General features: G+C 61.0%; 13 protein-coding genes, 1 tRNA gene and 1 pseudogene. 5 read left to right on the forward strand and 10 right to left on the reverse strand.

The genetic code is table 11. The features are described from left to right. The first annotated feature begins 19 nt into the window (after window positions 1-19). The 4 genes from F451_RS0103775 to F451_RS24705 all read left to right on the forward strand — a co-directional run bounded on the left by F451_RS0103775 (window position 20) and on the right by F451_RS24705 (window position 4,052). A complete protein-coding gene (locus tag F451_RS0103775; protein ID WP_020680020.1) occupies window positions 20-688 on the forward strand; it encodes a fumarylacetoacetate hydrolase family protein in 669 nt (222 codons plus the stop codon). Window positions 689-691: 3 nt separating this feature from the next. Beyond that, window positions 692-1,474, forward strand: a complete 783-nt coding sequence (locus tag F451_RS0103780) for a fumarylacetoacetate hydrolase family protein (RefSeq protein WP_020680021.1) — start codon at window positions 692-694, stop codon at window positions 1,472-1,474. Window positions 1,475-1,540: 66 nt separating this feature from the next. Continuing rightward, on the forward strand, window positions 1,541-3,076 hold the full coding sequence (gene hpaE, locus F451_RS0103785) for a 5-carboxymethyl-2-hydroxymuconate semialdehyde dehydrogenase (RefSeq protein WP_020680022.1): 1,536 nt from the start codon (window positions 1,541-1,543) through the stop codon (window positions 3,074-3,076). Window positions 3,077-3,263: 187 nt separating this feature from the next. Further along, entirely contained in the window at window positions 3,264-4,052 is a 789-nt protein-coding gene (locus F451_RS24705) for an IclR family transcriptional regulator domain-containing protein (protein ID WP_020680023.1), read from the forward strand. 39 nt (window positions 4,053-4,091) lie between these two features. Here F451_RS24705 and F451_RS0103795 read toward each other — a convergent pair whose 3' ends face one another. The 7 genes from F451_RS0103795 to F451_RS0103825 form a co-directional block, all read right to left on the reverse strand. Beyond that, entirely contained in the window at window positions 4,092-5,165 is a 1,074-nt protein-coding gene (locus F451_RS0103795) for a phosphotransferase enzyme family protein (protein ID WP_020680024.1), read from the reverse strand. Next, window positions 5,162-6,451, reverse strand: coding sequence for an aspartate aminotransferase family protein (locus tag F451_RS0103800; RefSeq protein WP_020680025.1), 1,290 nt, complete (start codon window positions 6,449-6,451; stop codon window positions 5,162-5,164). The genes F451_RS0103795 and F451_RS0103800 overlap by 4 nt, the downstream gene beginning before the upstream one ends. A gap of 96 nt (window positions 6,452-6,547) precedes the next feature. Next, a complete protein-coding gene (locus tag F451_RS24710; protein ID WP_020680026.1) occupies window positions 6,548-8,107 on the reverse strand; it encodes a tripartite tricarboxylate transporter permease in 1,560 nt (519 codons plus the stop codon). A gap of 288 nt (window positions 8,108-8,395) precedes the next feature. Next, window positions 8,396-8,890, reverse strand: a complete 495-nt coding sequence (locus tag F451_RS0103810) for a tripartite tricarboxylate transporter TctB family protein (RefSeq protein WP_020680027.1) — start codon at window positions 8,888-8,890, stop codon at window positions 8,396-8,398. A 54-nt stretch (window positions 8,891-8,944) separates the two neighbouring features. After that, window positions 8,945-9,895 carry a Bug family tripartite tricarboxylate transporter substrate binding protein gene (locus F451_RS24715; protein WP_020680028.1) on the reverse strand — a complete coding sequence of 317 codons (951 nt, stop codon included), beginning with the start codon at window positions 9,893-9,895 and terminating at the stop codon, window positions 8,945-8,947. A gap of 93 nt (window positions 9,896-9,988) precedes the next feature. Next, on the reverse strand, window positions 9,989-11,368 hold the full coding sequence (locus tag F451_RS0103820) for an aminotransferase (protein WP_020680029.1): 1,380 nt from the start codon (window positions 11,366-11,368) through the stop codon (window positions 9,989-9,991). A 35-nt stretch (window positions 11,369-11,403) separates the two neighbouring features. Further along, the gene (locus F451_RS0103825) at window positions 11,404-12,906 is read right to left on the reverse strand and encodes an aldehyde dehydrogenase family protein (protein WP_020680030.1); all 1,503 of its coding nucleotides are present in this window, start codon (window positions 12,904-12,906) and stop codon (window positions 11,404-11,406) included. 326 nt (window positions 12,907-13,232) lie between these two features. Here F451_RS0103825 and F451_RS0103830 point away from each other — a divergent pair, with 326 nt between their 5' ends. Further along, window positions 13,233-14,807, forward strand: coding sequence for an alkaline phosphatase family protein (locus F451_RS0103830; protein ID WP_020680031.1), 1,575 nt, complete (start codon window positions 13,233-13,235; stop codon window positions 14,805-14,807). A gap of 82 nt (window positions 14,808-14,889) precedes the next feature. On the opposite strand, the gene F451_RS0103835 is transcribed toward F451_RS0103830, so the two are convergent. From F451_RS0103835 to F451_RS27040, 3 genes and pseudogenes are all read right to left on the reverse strand, one after another. Then, window positions 14,890-15,072, reverse strand: coding sequence for a hypothetical protein (locus tag F451_RS0103835; protein WP_020680032.1), 183 nt, complete (start codon window positions 15,070-15,072; stop codon window positions 14,890-14,892). 781 nt (window positions 15,073-15,853) lie between these two features. Continuing rightward, window positions 15,854-15,929, reverse strand: a tRNA-Gly gene (locus tag F451_RS0103845). Between the two features lie 127 nt (window positions 15,930-16,056). Beyond that, window positions 16,057-16,265 (reverse strand): annotated as a pseudogene (locus F451_RS27040) (integrase core domain-containing protein); the annotation flags it as partial. Window positions 16,266-16,268: the final 3 nt, after the last annotated feature.

Below are 16,268 nucleotides of genomic sequence, written 5' to 3' on the forward strand. Positions count from 1 at the left end.
TACTTCAAGAGTGAATGACATGACTGCAGAAACTCTGGTCAACAGCAAACTGGTCTGCGTCGCACTGAACGACAAAGACCAACTGGCCAAGCTGGAGGCGACCTTCAGCGAAGCGCCATACAAGCAGCCGCCGACCCAGCCGGTGCTCTACTACAAGCCGCGCAATACCTGGAGCCGGAACGGCGCCGAGATCGAATGGGCGAAGGATTTCGACGGCAACGATGTGGCCGAAATGGCGGTCGGCACCAGCCTCGGTGTGGTGATCGACAAGGAAACCTGCCGTGTCAGTGCTGAAGAAGCACTGGATTGCATCGGTGGCTACACCATCGTCAGCGATTTCTCGCTGCCGGAGCAGAACTACTACCGCCCGGACATCAAGGGCAAGTGCCTGGACACGACAGCACCTGTCGGTCCTGAAATCGTAGCGGCCGACAAGATCGCCAACCCGGACGCTCTAAGCGTGACCATCAGCGTCAATGGCGAACGGAAAAGCGTCTTCGAACTGGCCAACATGGAGCGCAGCGTTGCCGAACTGATCAGCATCATCTCGCGCATCATGACGCTGCAACCGGGCGAGATCATCGCCGTCGGCTTCGCCGGTAACCGCGTGCCGGTCGCCAAGGGCGACAAGGTTGAATCAAGCATCGAGGGTATCGGTACCCTGAGCAACACTCTGGGAGGCGCCTGAGCCATGAGACACGCACGCATTATCCTCGACGGCCACGAGCTCGATATCCAGATCGACGCCAACGACCGCATCACCACCACTGACGGCGAGGCACTCGACGTAGACCTGGATTCCGACCAGATTACCTGGCTGCCGCCGGTCAAAGAGCCAGGCACCATTTTCGCGCTGGGCATCAACTATGCCGATCACGCCTCCGAACTGGCGTTTGAGCCACCTAAAGAGCCGCTGGTCTTTATCAAGCACACAAACACGCTGACCGGTCACAAGCAGGTGAGCTACCGTCCTGACAACATCGACTATCAGCACTACGAGTGCGAACTTGTCGCTGTGATCGGCAAAACCGGTAAGAACATCAAGCGCGAAGACGCACTGGATTACGTGGCCGGCTACACCGTCTGCAACGACTTCGCGATCCGCGACTATCTGGAAAACTACTACCGCCCCAACCTGCGTGTGAAAAGCCGCGACTCGCTGCTGCCGATGGGCCCCTGGATCGTTGATACGGCGGACATCCCCGACGCCAACGCACTGAAACTGACCACTACCGTTAACGGCAAGGTGACTCAGGACGGTACCACCGGGGACATGATCTTCGACGTGCCTTTCGTGATCGAATACCTCAGCAAGATCATGACCCTGAACCCGGGCGACATGATCTGCACCGGCACCCCCCACGGTATCGTTGACTGCCAGCCCGGCGATACCGTCGTTTGTACGATCGAGGATATCTGCTCACTCGAGACCCGTATGGTCAGCGAGCAGGAATACTACGGCGACAAATACTGAGAACAAGACCCGTCCCGGGCACCGAGCCAAGGCCTTGCCGGGATCAGACAGAACGGGAGAGAAACAATGAGCGATACACTGGATACCAACCTGGAACGCGCACAGAAATACCTGGAGCGCTTCAAGAACAACACCACCGGCCACTACATCAACGGTGAATTCACCTTGGGCCAGGGCGGCAGCGAATACGACAACGTCACCCCGACCGATAACGGATCCATCGGCAAGGTGATGGCTGGCACCGTGGCCGACGTGGATGCCGCCTGCCAAGCCGCCGAAGATGCCTTCGCCGAGTGGTCTGCCATGCCGGGTGCCGAGCGCAAGCGTCTGCTGAACAAATTTGCCGACCGCCTGGTCGAGCGTGCGGACGAGATCGCCCTGGTCGAGTCCATGGACTGCGGTCAGGCGATCCGCTTCATGAAGCAGGCAGCCCTGCGCGGTGCTGCCAACTTCCGCTTCTTCGCCGACAAGGCGCCGGAAGCGCAGAACGGCCTGGCGCTGCATCAGGACGAGCACACCAACTACACCGTGCGCAAGGCAATCGGTCCGGTCGGCGTGATCACGCCGTGGAACACCCCGTTCATGCTCGCCACCTGGAAGCTCGCCCCGGCACTCGCCGCTGGCTGCACCGTGGTGCACAAGCCCGCCGAGCTGACGCCGCTGAGCGCTTATATCCTGGCAGAAATCGCTGATGAAGTGCTCCCCAAGGGCGTGTGGAACCTGGTAAACGGCTTCGGTGAAGTCGCCGGCAAACGCCTGACCGAACACCCGGCGATCAAGGCCGTGGCCTTGGTCGGCGAATCGGCCACCGGTTCACACATCATGCGACAGGGTGCCGACACCCTGAAGCGGATGCACTTCGAACTGGGCGGCAAGAACCCTGTCATCGTGTTCGACGACGCCGACTTCGAGCGCGCGCTGGATGCTGTCGTGTTCATGATCTACAGCCTGAACGGCCAGCGCTGCACCTCGTCGAGCCGTCTGCTGATCCAGAGCGGTATCCGCGACCGCTTTCTGGCGGCGCTGGAACAGCGCGTGAGTAACCTGCGCGTCGGCCACCCGCTGGATCCGAATACTGAAGTCGGCCCGCTGGTGCATAGCGGTCACTTCAACAAGGTGATGAGCTACATGGATATCGCCAAGCAGGACGGCGCGACCATCGCCGTTGGCGGCAACCGCATCCTTGACGGCCGTGAAGGCCTGGATCCGGCCGGCAACTACGTACAGCCGACCCTGTTCACCGGTGCCAACAACTCCATGCGCATCGCCCGGGAGGAGATCTTCGGCCCGGTGCTGACCGCGATCAGTTTCGATACCGAAGAGGAAGCGATCACCATCGCCAACGACACCGAGTACGGCCTGGCCGGTTACATCTGGACCGAAAGCACCGGCCGCGCCATGCGCATGGCCAAACATGTCGAGGCAGGCATGCTGTGGGTGAACTCCGAGAACAACCGCAACCTGCCGTCGCCGTTTGGCGGTATCAAGATGTCCGGCATCGGCCGTGACGGCGGTGACTGGAGTTTCGACTTCTACATGGAGACCAAGAACGTCTGCATCGCCCACGGTACCCACCGGGTACCACAGCTCGGCAAGGGCTGAAGCACATACAGAAAAGCCACATCTGGCGGACAGCATGCTGTCCGCCGCACCTGTCCCGCCGCCATTCCTCTCCCCTGCCACGTCCCTCCCGACACCCGGAAGGTCGGCTTGCTCGCCAGCCAGCGTTGATATTTCACGGTGTGAAACTTAGAGTTATCGTACTCATTCGAAACACTGGGAATCCCCGATGGTAAAGTCGATACGCGCGCTCTCCCGCGGGCTCGAGGTGGTCCAGGCGCTGCAGCTGCTGTCACCGGCATCGCTGGAAGACCTTCACCGCACCACAGGACTCGCCAAGGCCACGCTACTTAGAATCCTTCAGACGTTGCAGGAATCGAACTGGGTCTACCGCCGTCTCGGCGACGATCGCTACCGCCTGTCCTATAACCTGCAGCAGTTGTCCGACAGCATCATATCCCAGGACGCGCTGGCCCAGATCGCCGCGCCGGTGCTCGCTCGACTGCAGAAGGAGGTCCAGTGGCCTTCGGAGCTTTTCGTGCGCAAGGGCCTTAAGCTGGAAATCATCGAAACGACCCGTACCCAGTCCCCGTTCCTGATCAACCGGGTTGCTATCGGTCTCCAGACAAGCGTTATCTGGTCGGGGGTCGGACGCGCCTATCTCTCGTTCTGTTCCGACACCGAGCGAAACGAAATCCTCGAACGCCTAGCCCTGGCCGACACGGACGAAAGCCCCTACGCCCGCGACCATACCTGGATCGACCGGCTGGTGCAGGAAACGCGTGCGCGGGGATATGGTGTGCGTGAGCCGCACTGGTGGGGACACAGCGTCGACTACGGCGGCTACCTGAACGCCATAGCCGTACCGGTGTTCGCCGAGGAAAGGCTGCGGGCCTGTATCAGTATCGTCTGGCTGGAAAATGCGGTGGACGAGGAGATCATCGGGCAGAAATTCTATCCGGCACTCTGTGCCGCTGCCACGGAACTCGGGGCGCGACTGGAACAGGAGCTGTATTGAACGGGCTCCGCCAGCGGCCCGGAGGTTGCTCCCGACCGGTCAGAGCCCGAACGGCAGCCGCCTGGGATCCGTCAGCCAGGCCTCGGCCAACTCGCAGGCGACAGCCGTCAGCTGCCCAGAGCGTTCGCGGGCGGTATCGGTATCCGGGCGGTCACCGATCCAGCCGAGATAGCTGCATGCGCGTGCAACGATGAACATCGGCAGATGGCGAAGCTGCTCATCGGCCAGCGGACGGTTCTGGCGATAACCATCGAGCAAGGCGTCGAATGCCGCGCACCGATAAGGCTGCTCGCGGATCGCGAACAACGCGGTCGCGATCTCAAACAGATGCCAGCCGAAGCCCGCATCGTCGAAGTCGATCAGACGCACGGCATCGCCGTCGACGATCAGGTTGTCCGGAACCAAGTCCGCATGGATCAGGCTGAACAGCTGGTTATTGGCCGAATCTGCGGCGTATTCCGACAACCGTAGCCAGAGTTGTTCCCGGACCCGTCGCAGCAACGCGGCCTGATCCGGCGTATGCGTCTCCAGCGACCAGAAAGGTCCCCAGAACGGCCGCTCGCCAGCTAACCCCTCGGCATCCCAGCAGTGGCGCCGGAATTCACCCGGTGGCAGCCAGCCGGTGGCCTGATTGTGAATCCGGGCGGCCAGCCCGCCTAGGTTCCGGTACAGACGGACAGCCTGCGCAGTGTCTCGGGCCAGCCGAGGTTCCATAGCGCGTAACGGTTCTCCGTCGACCCACTCGAACAGATCGGCCGGCCAAATCCGACCTTCGGAGTTGGCAGTCCGGGCCATCAGGCCACCCGACCGGGTTGGTATCACGGCCGGTATTCCAAGCCCCTGAGCGTTGAGTGCGGCAATCCACCGCAACTCCGAGCGCAACGCATCGTCTCCGTGATAGCCAGGCCGGTGCAGACGCAGCGCATACTTCCGGCCACCCGCACAGCCCACTCGGAACACCGCGTTTTCCCGGTACTTGACCAGCGTCAGCACATCGTACGTCAACGACCATTCGGTCATCGCAGCCGCGGCGAGCTGGCAAAGTCTGGCTTCGTCGACCGGCATTTCCAGAGCGGCATCGTTCGCGGGCCACATCGGCTTTGCCCGGCTCATGCCTGCACCGTCGCCAGTGCCTGGTCCAGTTTGTCCAGCAGCAGGTCGGCATGTCCGGTCGCAAACGGCAACGGCGGGCGGATCTTCAGCACAGTGCCGTGCGGACCGGTTTTACTGATCAGGACCCCGTGCTCGCGCAGCCAGTTGATCACCTGCAGCGTCTTCTCCGGCGCCGGCGCCCTGCTCGCCCGGTCGCCGACCAGCTCGACCGCGAGGAAAAGCCCCTTCTGACGTACCTCGCCGATCAGTTCATGGTGCTGCTGCAATTCGCGCAACCCGGCCGCCAGGTACGCCCCGACCCGGGTCGCATTGTCCAGCAGCGCCTCCTCTTCCAGCACATCGAGCACGGACATACCCACCGCGCAAGAGACAGGATTGCCGCCGAAAGTGTTGAAGTAACGTGCCACACGGCCAAACTCCTCAATCAGATCGGCGCGGGCGACGACGCCGGACACCGGATGGCCATTGCCCATCGGTTTGCCCATCGTCACGATGTCCGGCACCAGCCCGTCGTACCACTGATGACTCCACATATGGCGGCCGGTGCGCCCAAAACCACCCTGCACTTCGTCGGCGATAAAGAGCCCGCCGGTGGCGCGGACCTTTTCGACCGCCTTCGCCATGAAACCGGGTGGCGCATTGAGCAGCCCCTCGTTGGCGAACTCCGGACACAGCAGCATCCCCGCCAGCCGAATACCATCAGCCTCAAACGCCGCAATCGCGTCGGCGACCCTGTCGGCGTAGGCGTCGGCGAGCGCCTCGCCCTGGAGCCCTGATAGCGCCCGGTAGCTGTCCGGCGCCGGTATCGAGCGCACGTGCCTTGTACGGGCCGCCTCCGGCATGAAGGCCGTGCCGAGTTCGGCCACCGCTGTGGTGTTGCCGTGATAGGCGCTGTCGGTAACAATCATGCCCATCCCGCCGGTACAGTGGCGCGCCATGCGTAAAGCGATTTCATTGGCCTCACTGCCGGTACAGGCGAACATAGCCATCGACAGCGAAGGAGCGAAGGTGGCGGTCAGCCGCTCGGCATAGTCGAGTATATGGTTGTGCAGATAGCGGGTATGGGTGTTGAGTCGCGCCGCCTGTTCGCTCAGCGCCGCGACGACCTTTGGATGACAGTGACCGACCACCGGAACGTTGTTGTATGCATCCAGGTAGCGGTTGCCATCGGCGTCGTACAGCCACACACCACTACCGCGCACCAGGTGCAACGGCTGCTGATAAAACAGCGGCGTCCCTCTGCCGAGCAGGCGGAAGCGACGCTGCAACAGGAATTCGGTATTCACAATGGGCTCACTCGCTGAAGGGGTTGCGGATCCGCGCCGTGCAGATCCGGCTTCAAACAGGATGACGACTGACGACGGGCGCTGCCGGCCGTGGCATCAGGCCGAGACTTTGGACTCAGGTTGCGGCTTTTTTCGCGATAGCTTCCCGATCAACGCCGAGCCGATGATCCAGACTAGGATCAGGGCCAGGATCGAAAACACGGCCAGTGAAATCGGGCGCTCGAGGAAGATCAGCAGCGACCCATCACTGATGCTGAGGCTCTGGCGCAGACGATTTTCGATGATCGGACCGAGCACCATGCCCAGTATCAGCGGCACCACGGGCAGTCCAAGACGACGGGCACTGTAACCGAACAGGCCGCAGGCCAGCGCTATCCAGACATCGGACATCGACAGGTTTAGCGAATAGGCACCGACGAAAGCCAGCGACAGGATGGTCACACCGAGCACCAGCGGGTTGATCCGCGTCATGACACCGGCCCAGCGCGACAGTGACAGCAGGAACACGAAGATGAAGGCGTTTATGACCAGCATCGAGGCATAGATGCCGTTGATAAGGTCCGGGCTCTGTTCGAACAGCCGAGGGCCCGGAAAGATGTTGTGGACCTGGAACACGCCTATCATCATCGCCGTCAGGGCTTCGCCCGGAATCCCCAATGCCAGCAGCGGCACCAGGGCGGCTCCGGTCACGGCATTATTGGCGGTTTCGGAGGCGATCAGACCCTCCGGGTTCCCCTTGCCGAAGGTCTCAGGATGACGCGACGCCCGTTTGGCGGCGATGTAGGAGAGGAACTGTGCCAGGAATTCGCCCACGCCCGGCAGCACGCCAATGCCGACCCCGAACGCGCTAGAGCGCAACAGGGTGCGGGGGTGACGGAAAACTTCCTTGACGCCATCCCAGTCGACGCCGGCCGATGCCTGACTGTCCGGGATTTCTTCCCGATTCGTTGCCTCGGCATCCCGCCGGGCCATCAGTGCCGACTCGATAAGAATCAGAGCCTGGGCGATGGCGAAGATACCGAGCACCACCGGCACCAGCTGGATGCCGTTGAGCAGCGCGCTGCTGCCGAAGGTGTAGCGTGGCATCCCGGTCGCACCGCCGAGGCCAACGGTGCTGAAGAACAGCCCGATGCCGAGCATCATGCCGGTCGCCAGCATCTGCCCGCGGTGCGCGATCACAACCAGTGCGAGCCCGAGCAGCGTCACCGCGGTGAATTCGACCGCACCGAAATTCTTCGCCACGTTCGCCAGCATGCCGGCAGACACCACCAGCACCATGACGCTAACCATGCCACCTACCAGGGACGAGGTGAAAGCGATACTCAGTGCCCGCTTCGCCAGCCCCTGGCGTGCCATCGGGTAACCGTCGTAGGTGGTCAGCACCGCCACCGGCGTCCCGGGGGTATTGATCAGAATCGCCGGTATCGAGCCCGAATACCAGGCACCGCAATAGATACCGAGCAACAGCGACAGTCCCGCCAGAGGCTCCATGCTGAAGGTTGCCGGCAGCAGCACGGCGATCGCGACCGCAGGCCCGAGGCCCGGAACGGCGCCGATAACAACGCCCAGAATACTGCCCGACAGCAGGCAGAGGATTACGGACAGATGCATTATCTCGCCGAATCCACTGGACAGGTTTGCCAGTAACAATTCCACAACTTCTCACCCCGCTAAAAAGATGCCTATTTATTCGTATTGTTATTAATCTCGCGCACAAATAGGTTCCCTGCCTTTTTGTACGTTATATACAGGAAGTACTGTATACCGCGTACGCATGGAAGCGTATGGGCGGCCACGCCACAACAGTGGGCGCAGGTGCGCGGACATGCCGATTTTGGTGGCGTTCGCATTGGCCTGCGGCCAATGATGAAACATCCCTGTTTCATGTATTAACCCGCCGGGTTAATACACACGCGAAGACTGGCTATGGAAAATCGATCTATTTCAGTCATGCTGCCCGAAAACGGTCGAGATCCAGGGCTCGGGGAACCAGACGTCCATGCCCCAGACGAACAGCCCATACAGGCACAGTGGAATCAGCAGCGCGACGATCACCAGTTTGAGTCCCCGGACGCCGACCAGCGCCAGCGCCGCCAGCACGAAGAGCTGGGTCGACAGGTAATAGCCAAGCCAGTCGATCGACAGCACATAGAGCCCGAACGCACCGAGCAAGCCGAATGCCAGCCCCAGGCGCGGCTTAGATTCGTCGCAATCCATGTCCAGACCGAATTTGACGTTGCGCAGGGCCTGCACCGCTACCAGCAGTCCACAGATCGCGATCACGCTCAGTGCGATGGTCGGAAAGAACAGCGGCGACTTGTAAACGGGCAGACCCGTCATGCGACTATCGACCAACCGGTCTCCGTTCCAGATAAAGACAATGGCAATCAGGCTGAAGGTCGCGGCGAATATCGCCCGGCACGTCCGGATACTGATCATGGTCACCTCCCGCTAGAATGCGGACGCCCGCTCCGTAGGGCGGGCGCCCGTGCGTTACTGCAAGCCCAGTTTGTCGATGAGCTGCTTGAACTGATCCGCTTCCTGGTGCATCTGCTCCGTCGTCTCACCGGCGCCGAGGAAGTAGACATGCGCACCGCTGCTCTTGGCGTAGGCCTGGATATCGTCCTGCTGCAAGGCATGCTGAAATGCCGCGCTGATTTTCTCAAGCGCCGCATCCGGGACGTTCTTCGGCCCGAACAGACCGGCCCAGATCGAGGCGTCCTGACCATAGACTTCCTTGAAGGTCGGCACCTGCGGCAGGATAGAGATACGCTGGTTGGTCATCGCCAGGATCGCCTTGGCATTCTCGTCCTGCACCACACCGTTCGCCTCGGGCAAGGTGATCACATCGGCATCGCCGGTGGACAGGGTCAGCGTATTGACCGGATCCAGCGAAATATCGCGGGAAAAGTCGAAGCCTTCTTTCTCGGCTGCCAGGCGCGCGACCAGTGACGGCACGGCCAGCCGGGCGAAGCCCCCCAGGGTCACGGTCTTGCCGCTCTTGACGTATTCGGCGAGTTCATGAACGCTGTTGTACGGCTCGTCGCTGCGGGTCGCCAGCACGAAGGGATAATCCAGGAACAGGCCGACCGGCTGGAAATCGTCGAGTCCATAGGTGGTATTGTCCATGACGACCTGGGTGATCGCCGGCCCCTGGGTCAGGATTCCGAAGGTATAACCGTCCGGCCGCGAGCTGGCCAGTGCCGAGGCGCCCACCACGCCGCCGCCGCCGGTGCGGTTAATCACCTTGACCGGCACACCGAGCGCCTCCGACATGTGTTCGGCCGCCTTGCGCATGATGATGTCTTCCGAGTCGCCGGGCGCCCATGGATTGATGATCTGAATCCGCCGCTCCGGATATTCGGCCTGCGCCACCGACGACAGTCCAACGGTCGCCGCAACGGCCAACAGCATCACTTGCATTACAGTCTTGATAGTTTTCATCTAACTCTCCAGGTCTTCTTATTGCTTTATTATCAGCCTGATTCGCCGGCTTGCCGGCGAATGGGTTGGGTTGGCGTCCGTGCCCTGATCACATCACTGCCCTTCATCTACCCAGCGCTGCGTACGATCCAACGCCGTCGCCGTCATCTCGATCATCCGGTCGATCTCGTTACGGCTGATGATCAGCGGTGGCGCGAACGCCAGGGTCTCGCCGGCGATCGGCCGGATCATCAGCCCCTCATCCTGCGCGGCCTGCGCAGCGAAACCAGCAACTTTTTGCGGCACGTCGAACGGCGCACGCGTCGCCTTGTCCCGCACCAGTTCGAGGCCGGCCAGCATGCCGACGCCGCGCACGTCGCCGACCAGTGGATGGTCCGCGAATTCGTTCAGCCGCTGCAGCATGTAGGCACCGTTTTCCTGCACCTGTGCCAGGATATTGCGCTCCTCGTACAGCTTCAGGGTTTCCAGCGCCACGGCGGCGCAAACCGGATGGCCGCCGTAGGTATAACCATGGGCGAACATGCCTACCTTGTCGGTCTGGGCCTTCATTGACGCGTAAATCGTTTCGGAAATCAGCACCGCGGAGATCGGCAGATAGGAGGAAGACAGCGCCTTGGCACAGGTGATCAGGTCGGGCTGCATCTGCTGGCTTTGGGTGCCCCACATGGTACCGGTTCGACCGAAGCCGCAGATCACCTCGTCGGCGATCAGCAGGATATCGTGGCGCTTGAGCACACGCTGGATCTTGTCGAAATAGGTCGCCGGCGGAATCACCACGCCACCCACACCCATCACCGGCTCGGCGAAGAACGCCGCGATGGTTTCGGGTCCTTCCCGCAGAATCATCTGCTCCAGGTTGTCAGCCAGCCGGGTCGCGAAATCTTCCTCGGTCTCGCCCGCCTCGGCGAAGCGGTAATAGTGCGGGCAGTCGGTATGGAGAACCCAGTCCAGGGGCAGGTTAAACTCCATATGGAAATGGGGCAGCCCGGTGACACCTGCCGTTACTACACCGGTGCCGTGATAGCCGCGGGCCCGGCCGATGACCTTGACCTTGCGATCGTTGCCACGGGCGCGGTGGTGATACCAGGCCAGCTTGATGGCGGTATCGTTCGCTTCTGTGCCGGAGCACTGGAACAGCACCTTGGACATCGGCACCGGCGCAATTTCGATCAGCTTCTCGGCCAGTTCGATGGCCGGCTGGCTCGAGCGGTGGGCGAAATTCTGACAGAACGGCAGGGTATTAAGCTGGCGGGTCGCCGCCTCGACCAGGCGCGGCTCGCTGAACCCCAGCGAGGTGCACCAGAGCCCGGAAACGCCCTCGATATACCGCTTGCCGCTGTCGTCGACAATGTAGACCCCTTCCCCGCGCTCGATGATCGACGGGCCCACCTGCTCGTGCAGACGGAAATTGGTATGCGGGTGGATCACGTACGCAATGTCTTTGTCTTTGTTCGATTCCGGCTTGTTGTTCATCTCAGTATTTCCTCTTATTGTTCAGGCGGGACCGCTCAGGCCAGTCGCATCATTACCGATTTAGTTTCCAGATAGGCGTCGATTGATGCCTTGCCGAGTTCGCGGCCGATACCGGAAGCCTTGACGCCGCCGAACGGCAGATTCGGATCGAGAACGTTGTGGCAGTTGATCCAGAAGATACCGGCCTCGACACGCTCGGCCATGCGGTGGGCAACGGCGAGGTCGCGGGTCCAGACGCTGCCCGCCAGCCCATAGCGCGAATCGTTCGCCAGCGCGATCGCCTCCTCCTCGGTATCGAACGGCATGGCCGTCAGCACCGGACCGAAGATTTCCTCGCATACCACACGCGAGCGGTTGTCGACGTCGACCAGCACCGCCGGGCTGACGTAATACCCCGGCCGGTCGAGCCGTTCGCCGCCGGTCAGCACCCGGGCACCTTCGCTGCGGCCGATCTCGACATAGCGGCAGACGCGCTGGGCCTGCTCTTCCGAGACCAGCGGACCGATCCGGGTCGCGCTATCATGGCCCGGCCCCACGGTGAGTTGCGCCGCGTGGTCGGCGATGCCGCGGGTGACCTCATCGAAGATGGAACGATGGATATAGAGCCGGGAGCCGGCGGTGCAGACCTGGCCCTGGTTGTAGAAAATGGCGTTGGCCGCGCCCTGAACGGCCTGCTCGACAGGCATGTCCGGCATCACGATCATCGGCGACTTACCGCCGAGTTCGAGCGTGAATCGCTTCATACTCTCGACCGCGCTCTTACCAATCAGCTTGCCGGTCTCGACTGAACCGGTGAAGGTGACCTTGTCGACAGCGGGATGTTCGACGAGCGCTGCACCGGCCTGAGCGCCCAGACCTGTCACTACATTGAGCACGCCGGCGGGATACCCCGCCTCGCGCACCAGCTCGCCCAGACGCAGAGCCGTCAGCGAGGTCTGTTCGGCGGGCTTGAGTACCACCGTGCAGCCCGTCGCCAGGGCCGGTGCCACTTTCCAGATCGCCATCATGAGCGGGAAATTCCACGGCACAATCGCCGCAACGACACCGACCGGGCGCGGTTTGGTGTAGGCGAAGAACTTGCCGTCCGGCAGGCGCGGAACCGAAACATCCAGTGTCTCGCCACTGATCTTGGTGGCCCAGCCCGCCATGTAGCGCACGAATTCGATGGTGCCATTGAGATCCGCCATACGGGCAGCGGCGGCGACTTTGCCGTTGTCTATTGACTCCAGTTCCGCCAGCTCATCGGCATGCCGCTCGATCAAATCGGCTAGTTGCAGCAACAGCTTCTGTCGCGCGGTGGGTTTCATGTCCGCCCAGGCCGGATCGCGAAACGCCTGCCGGGCAGCTTCCACCGCTCGATCGATATCGGTTTCGTCGGCCAAGGCGATGCGCGTGATTTCCTGGCCGGTCGACGGATCGAGCACCGCCAGCGTATGGCCTGCAGCCGCATCGACCCAGGAATCGCCGATTAGCATTTTCTGCTGGCGGGTCAGAAACGAACGGTGCTTTTCTACTAGAGGGTTATGTGAAACGGCCAAAGCCTCGACTCCTTCAGGACCCATTGCATTTATTATCGAACCGGCTTTCCGGGGTCACTCGGACCGGTTCCTGCGTCAAATCGACAGGGTCACAACAATCAGACCCATCGCCTATCTCGTCGTTGCACTCTAGGCAGTTAAATCGAGGCACACAATCCTGAGTTTCACCTAGTGCAACTCAGGATTGTGTTTACGGCTTCAGAATTTAAAGTATCGATAAGCATCGGACCGGTTGCCGCAGTAGGCTTGGCCCGAATTAGGAATCAATGATCGCTGTATCGAAGGTGTCCTGAAAAGCAGCGTTCTGTGGTCAGAGAGAGTGACTTATGACGAAGCCCCGCAACATTCTGTTCATCATGGCGGATCAGTTAAGAGCCGATTATCTGGGGTGCAACGGTCATCCGACGATTCGCACCCCCAATATCGATAACCTCGCCGCCCGAGGTGTCAATTTCACCCGCGCCTACTGCCAGGCGCCGGTCTGCGGTCCGTCGCGTATGTCCTTCTATACCGGTCGTTACGCCTTTACCCATGGCGCCAGCTATAACAACGTGCCGTTGCGGATCAGCGAACTGACCATTGGCGATTTCCTGCGTCCGCAGGGATATCGCGTCGCTGTCGTCGGCAAGACCCATATGAAAGAGGACACCGAAGGCATGCAGCGCCTGGGTATCGATCCGCAGTCCTCGCGGGGCGTCCTGCTCAGCCAGTGTGGCTTCGAACCCTTCGAACGGGATGACGGCCTGCACCCGGACCAGTCCGCCAATCCGGACCTGCCCTACAACCTTTATCTGCGCGAGCAGGGATACGACAGTCCGAACCCCTGGCACGACTTCGCCAATTCGGTCGAAGGTCCGGACGGCGAGGTCCTCAGCGGCTGGAAGATGCGTCACTGCAACCGCCCGGCCCGGGTCCGGGAAGAGCACTCGGAAACCGCCTACACTACGGACCGGGCAATCGACTTCATTCACGAGACCGGCGACCAGCCCTGGTGCCTGCATCTGAGCTACATCAAGCCGCACTGGCCCTACATCGCACCCTCGCCCTACCACGACATGTACAGCGAAGCGGATATCCTGCCGGCCAAACGCTCAGAGGCGGAACTGGACCAGCCGCACCCGGTCATTGAGGCCTTCATGCAGCACGATGAGTCCCGCAACTTCCGCCGCGACGAGGTACGTGAGCGGGTGATTCCGGCCTATATGGGTCTCATCAGCCAGCTGGATCATCATATCGGTCGGCTGATGGATTTCCTCGAGGCGCGGGGGCAACTGGACAATACTCTGATCGTGCTGACCGCTGACCACGGCGACTACCTGGGCGATCACTGGTTGGGCGAAAAGGAACTGTTTCACGAGCCGAGCGTGCGTATCCCGTTGATCGTCGTCGAGCCGGACCGATGCGCCGACGCAACCCGGGGCTCACGCAGTCACAGGCTGGTCGAATCTATCGACCTGGTACCGACTTTCCTTGAGGTTGCCGGTGGCCAGCCCGCGCCTCACATCCTCGAAGGACGCTCCCTGATGCCACTCGTCACGGGTGAAACGATCAGCCACTGGCGCGAGTACGCCTTCAGCGAAGCTGACTATGCCTGGCGTCATGCACGCAAGCACCTGAATCTCGCGCCGGATGAAACACGGGTGTTCATGGTGACGAACGAACGCTGGAAATACGTGCACTACGAACACTTCCAGCCCCAGCTGTTCGATCTGCAGAACGACCCGAGCGAGCTGCACGACCTCGGCAGCGACCCAGCATTCCGGGATACCCGCCGTCAGATGGCCGATGCCCTTGGCCGCTGGCTGCGTACCCGGCGCTTGCGGACCACGATCAGCGACGACGACGTCGCCACCCGCACCGGCACCGCCCATGACAGGGGGTATCTATTTGGGGTTTGGTAATGTTGGATCGCCAGGCGCCCCATAAAGGCACGACGCTGATACGGTATTTTATCGCCAGCAAAGTCATGACGGCGACGAAGTACTACAGGCCACGCGCCAGCATTGGCACGTTGAGAATAAGCTGCACTAGGTACTTGATGTTGCCTTTTCTGAGGATCATTCCCGAGCCCGCCAGGGGTATGCGGCGTAGAATCTGGCGGCGGCCCGCCAGATCGCCCTGAACCTGCTCACGCAAGATGATCTTGCCCAGTAGCAGTGGACACATCGTTAAGGTAGTTAACTGACCGAGCTGGGCCTTAATCTGACTTACCGGTTCAAGACGATGCTCTACTAAACCCGCGGAAAACCGCCGATTCACACTTCACTTACAGGGCGCGGAGACTTCGCTTATTTGAGGTCCGCGCCCTTCTTTTTTTCAGTCATATTCCGACCTCAAAAAGCTGGCCGCAGCTGGATTTCAGCAGCCCCGGTTGGAATAAAGAAAGAGGCTCGCGCTTCATTTCAACGACCTACAGACCCCAGTGGACGTCTGCAGACCAAATTTTGGAGCGGGCATGGAGCCGCCAGTGCAACGGCGCTGTCAGTGAGCCCCGCCGCCATCACTGTGCCAACCGACACCAATCGATCTGCAATACGATCGATTCGATGGGTTCCGTGATGCCCGCATAGCATGCAAAGCGTTCAGGATCGCCAGGATGCATCACTCCACCCATCCTTCCCGGCCGGCGTTCCGGCGGCCGGCGCTCCGGTCGCGGGCCCGACAAATAAAAGGCGGGTCGCCTACTGGGTCGGCACTGTCTTTGATGTAACACGATAGGATGTATTGGAGCGGGAAACGAGACTAACCGGCCGGCGTTCCGGTGGCCGGCATTCCGGCGGCCGGCGCTCCGGGCGCGGACCCGACGATCTGTTTTGAAACTTGGGTTCTGAAAACTTGGAGCGGGAAACGAGACTGAATCGGCCGGCGCTCCGGTCGTGACCCCGACAGATAAAAAGGGGGTCGCCAATCAGACTGGCACAGCATTAACATTTCGAAAGAAGATATTTGGAGCGGGAAACGAGACTCGAACTCGCGACCCCGACCTTGGCAAGGTCGTGCTCTACCAACTGAGCTATTCCCGCTTAAGATCCCGTCAGCCGATCGGCTGTCAGGAAGTGGCGTCCCATAGGGGGTTCGACCCCCTGTTACCGCCGTGAAAGGGCGGTGTCCTTGTCGTGGTCAACAAATACCGGACAGTACATTAAGTTTTTATTCTGCTCTCGCCGGCGGAGCCGCCATCGTTATACTGATGAGGACGCAGCCAGTTGTAGCGGTGCATTAGTTAGATAGTGGCTAAGGTCACGTTGAGCTTCAAGGACGCCCGCATAGCCTGTAGCAGGTACCCATTCGGACTTCAGACTCCGGAATACTCTCTCCATGGGGGAATTATCCCAGCAATTTCCGCGGCAACTCATGCTCTA

It is taken from the genome of Marinobacterium rhizophilum DSM 18822 (assembly GCF_000378045.1).
In the GTDB taxonomy this organism is placed as follows: domain Bacteria; phylum Pseudomonadota; class Gammaproteobacteria; order Pseudomonadales; family Balneatricaceae; genus Marinobacterium_A; species Marinobacterium_A rhizophilum.

What these genes read in the sequence shown, in the direction of transcription:
- F451_RS0103810 (WP_020680027.1), bottom strand. Translation starts at nt 8,890, where the DNA reads ATGATCAGTATCCGGACGTGCCGGGCGATATTCGCCGCGACCTTCAGC.
- F451_RS24705 (WP_020680023.1), top strand. Translation starts at nt 3,264, where the DNA reads ATGGTAAAGTCGATACGCGCGCTCTCCCGCGGGCTCGAGGTGGTCCAG.
- F451_RS0103820 (WP_020680029.1), bottom strand. Translation starts at nt 11,368, where the DNA reads ATGAACAACAAGCCGGAATCGAACAAAGACAAAGACATTGCGTACGTG.
- F451_RS0103780 (WP_020680021.1), top strand. Translation starts at nt 692, where the DNA reads ATGAGACACGCACGCATTATCCTCGACGGCCACGAGCTCGATATCCAG.
- F451_RS0103775 (WP_020680020.1), top strand. Translation starts at nt 20, where the DNA reads ATGACTGCAGAAACTCTGGTCAACAGCAAACTGGTCTGCGTCGCACTG.
- F451_RS0103795 (WP_020680024.1), bottom strand. Translation starts at nt 5,165, where the DNA reads ATGAGCCGGGCAAAGCCGATGTGGCCCGCGAACGATGCCGCTCTGGAA.
- F451_RS0103830 (WP_020680031.1), top strand. Translation starts at nt 13,233, where the DNA reads ATGACGAAGCCCCGCAACATTCTGTTCATCATGGCGGATCAGTTAAGA.
- F451_RS0103835 (WP_020680032.1), bottom strand. Translation starts at nt 15,072, where the DNA reads ATGTGTCCACTGCTACTGGGCAAGATCATCTTGCGTGAGCAGGTTCAG.
- F451_RS24715 (WP_020680028.1), bottom strand. Translation starts at nt 9,895, where the DNA reads ATGAAAACTATCAAGACTGTAATGCAAGTGATGCTGTTGGCCGTTGCG.
- hpaE (WP_020680022.1), top strand. Translation starts at nt 1,541, where the DNA reads ATGAGCGATACACTGGATACCAACCTGGAACGCGCACAGAAATACCTG.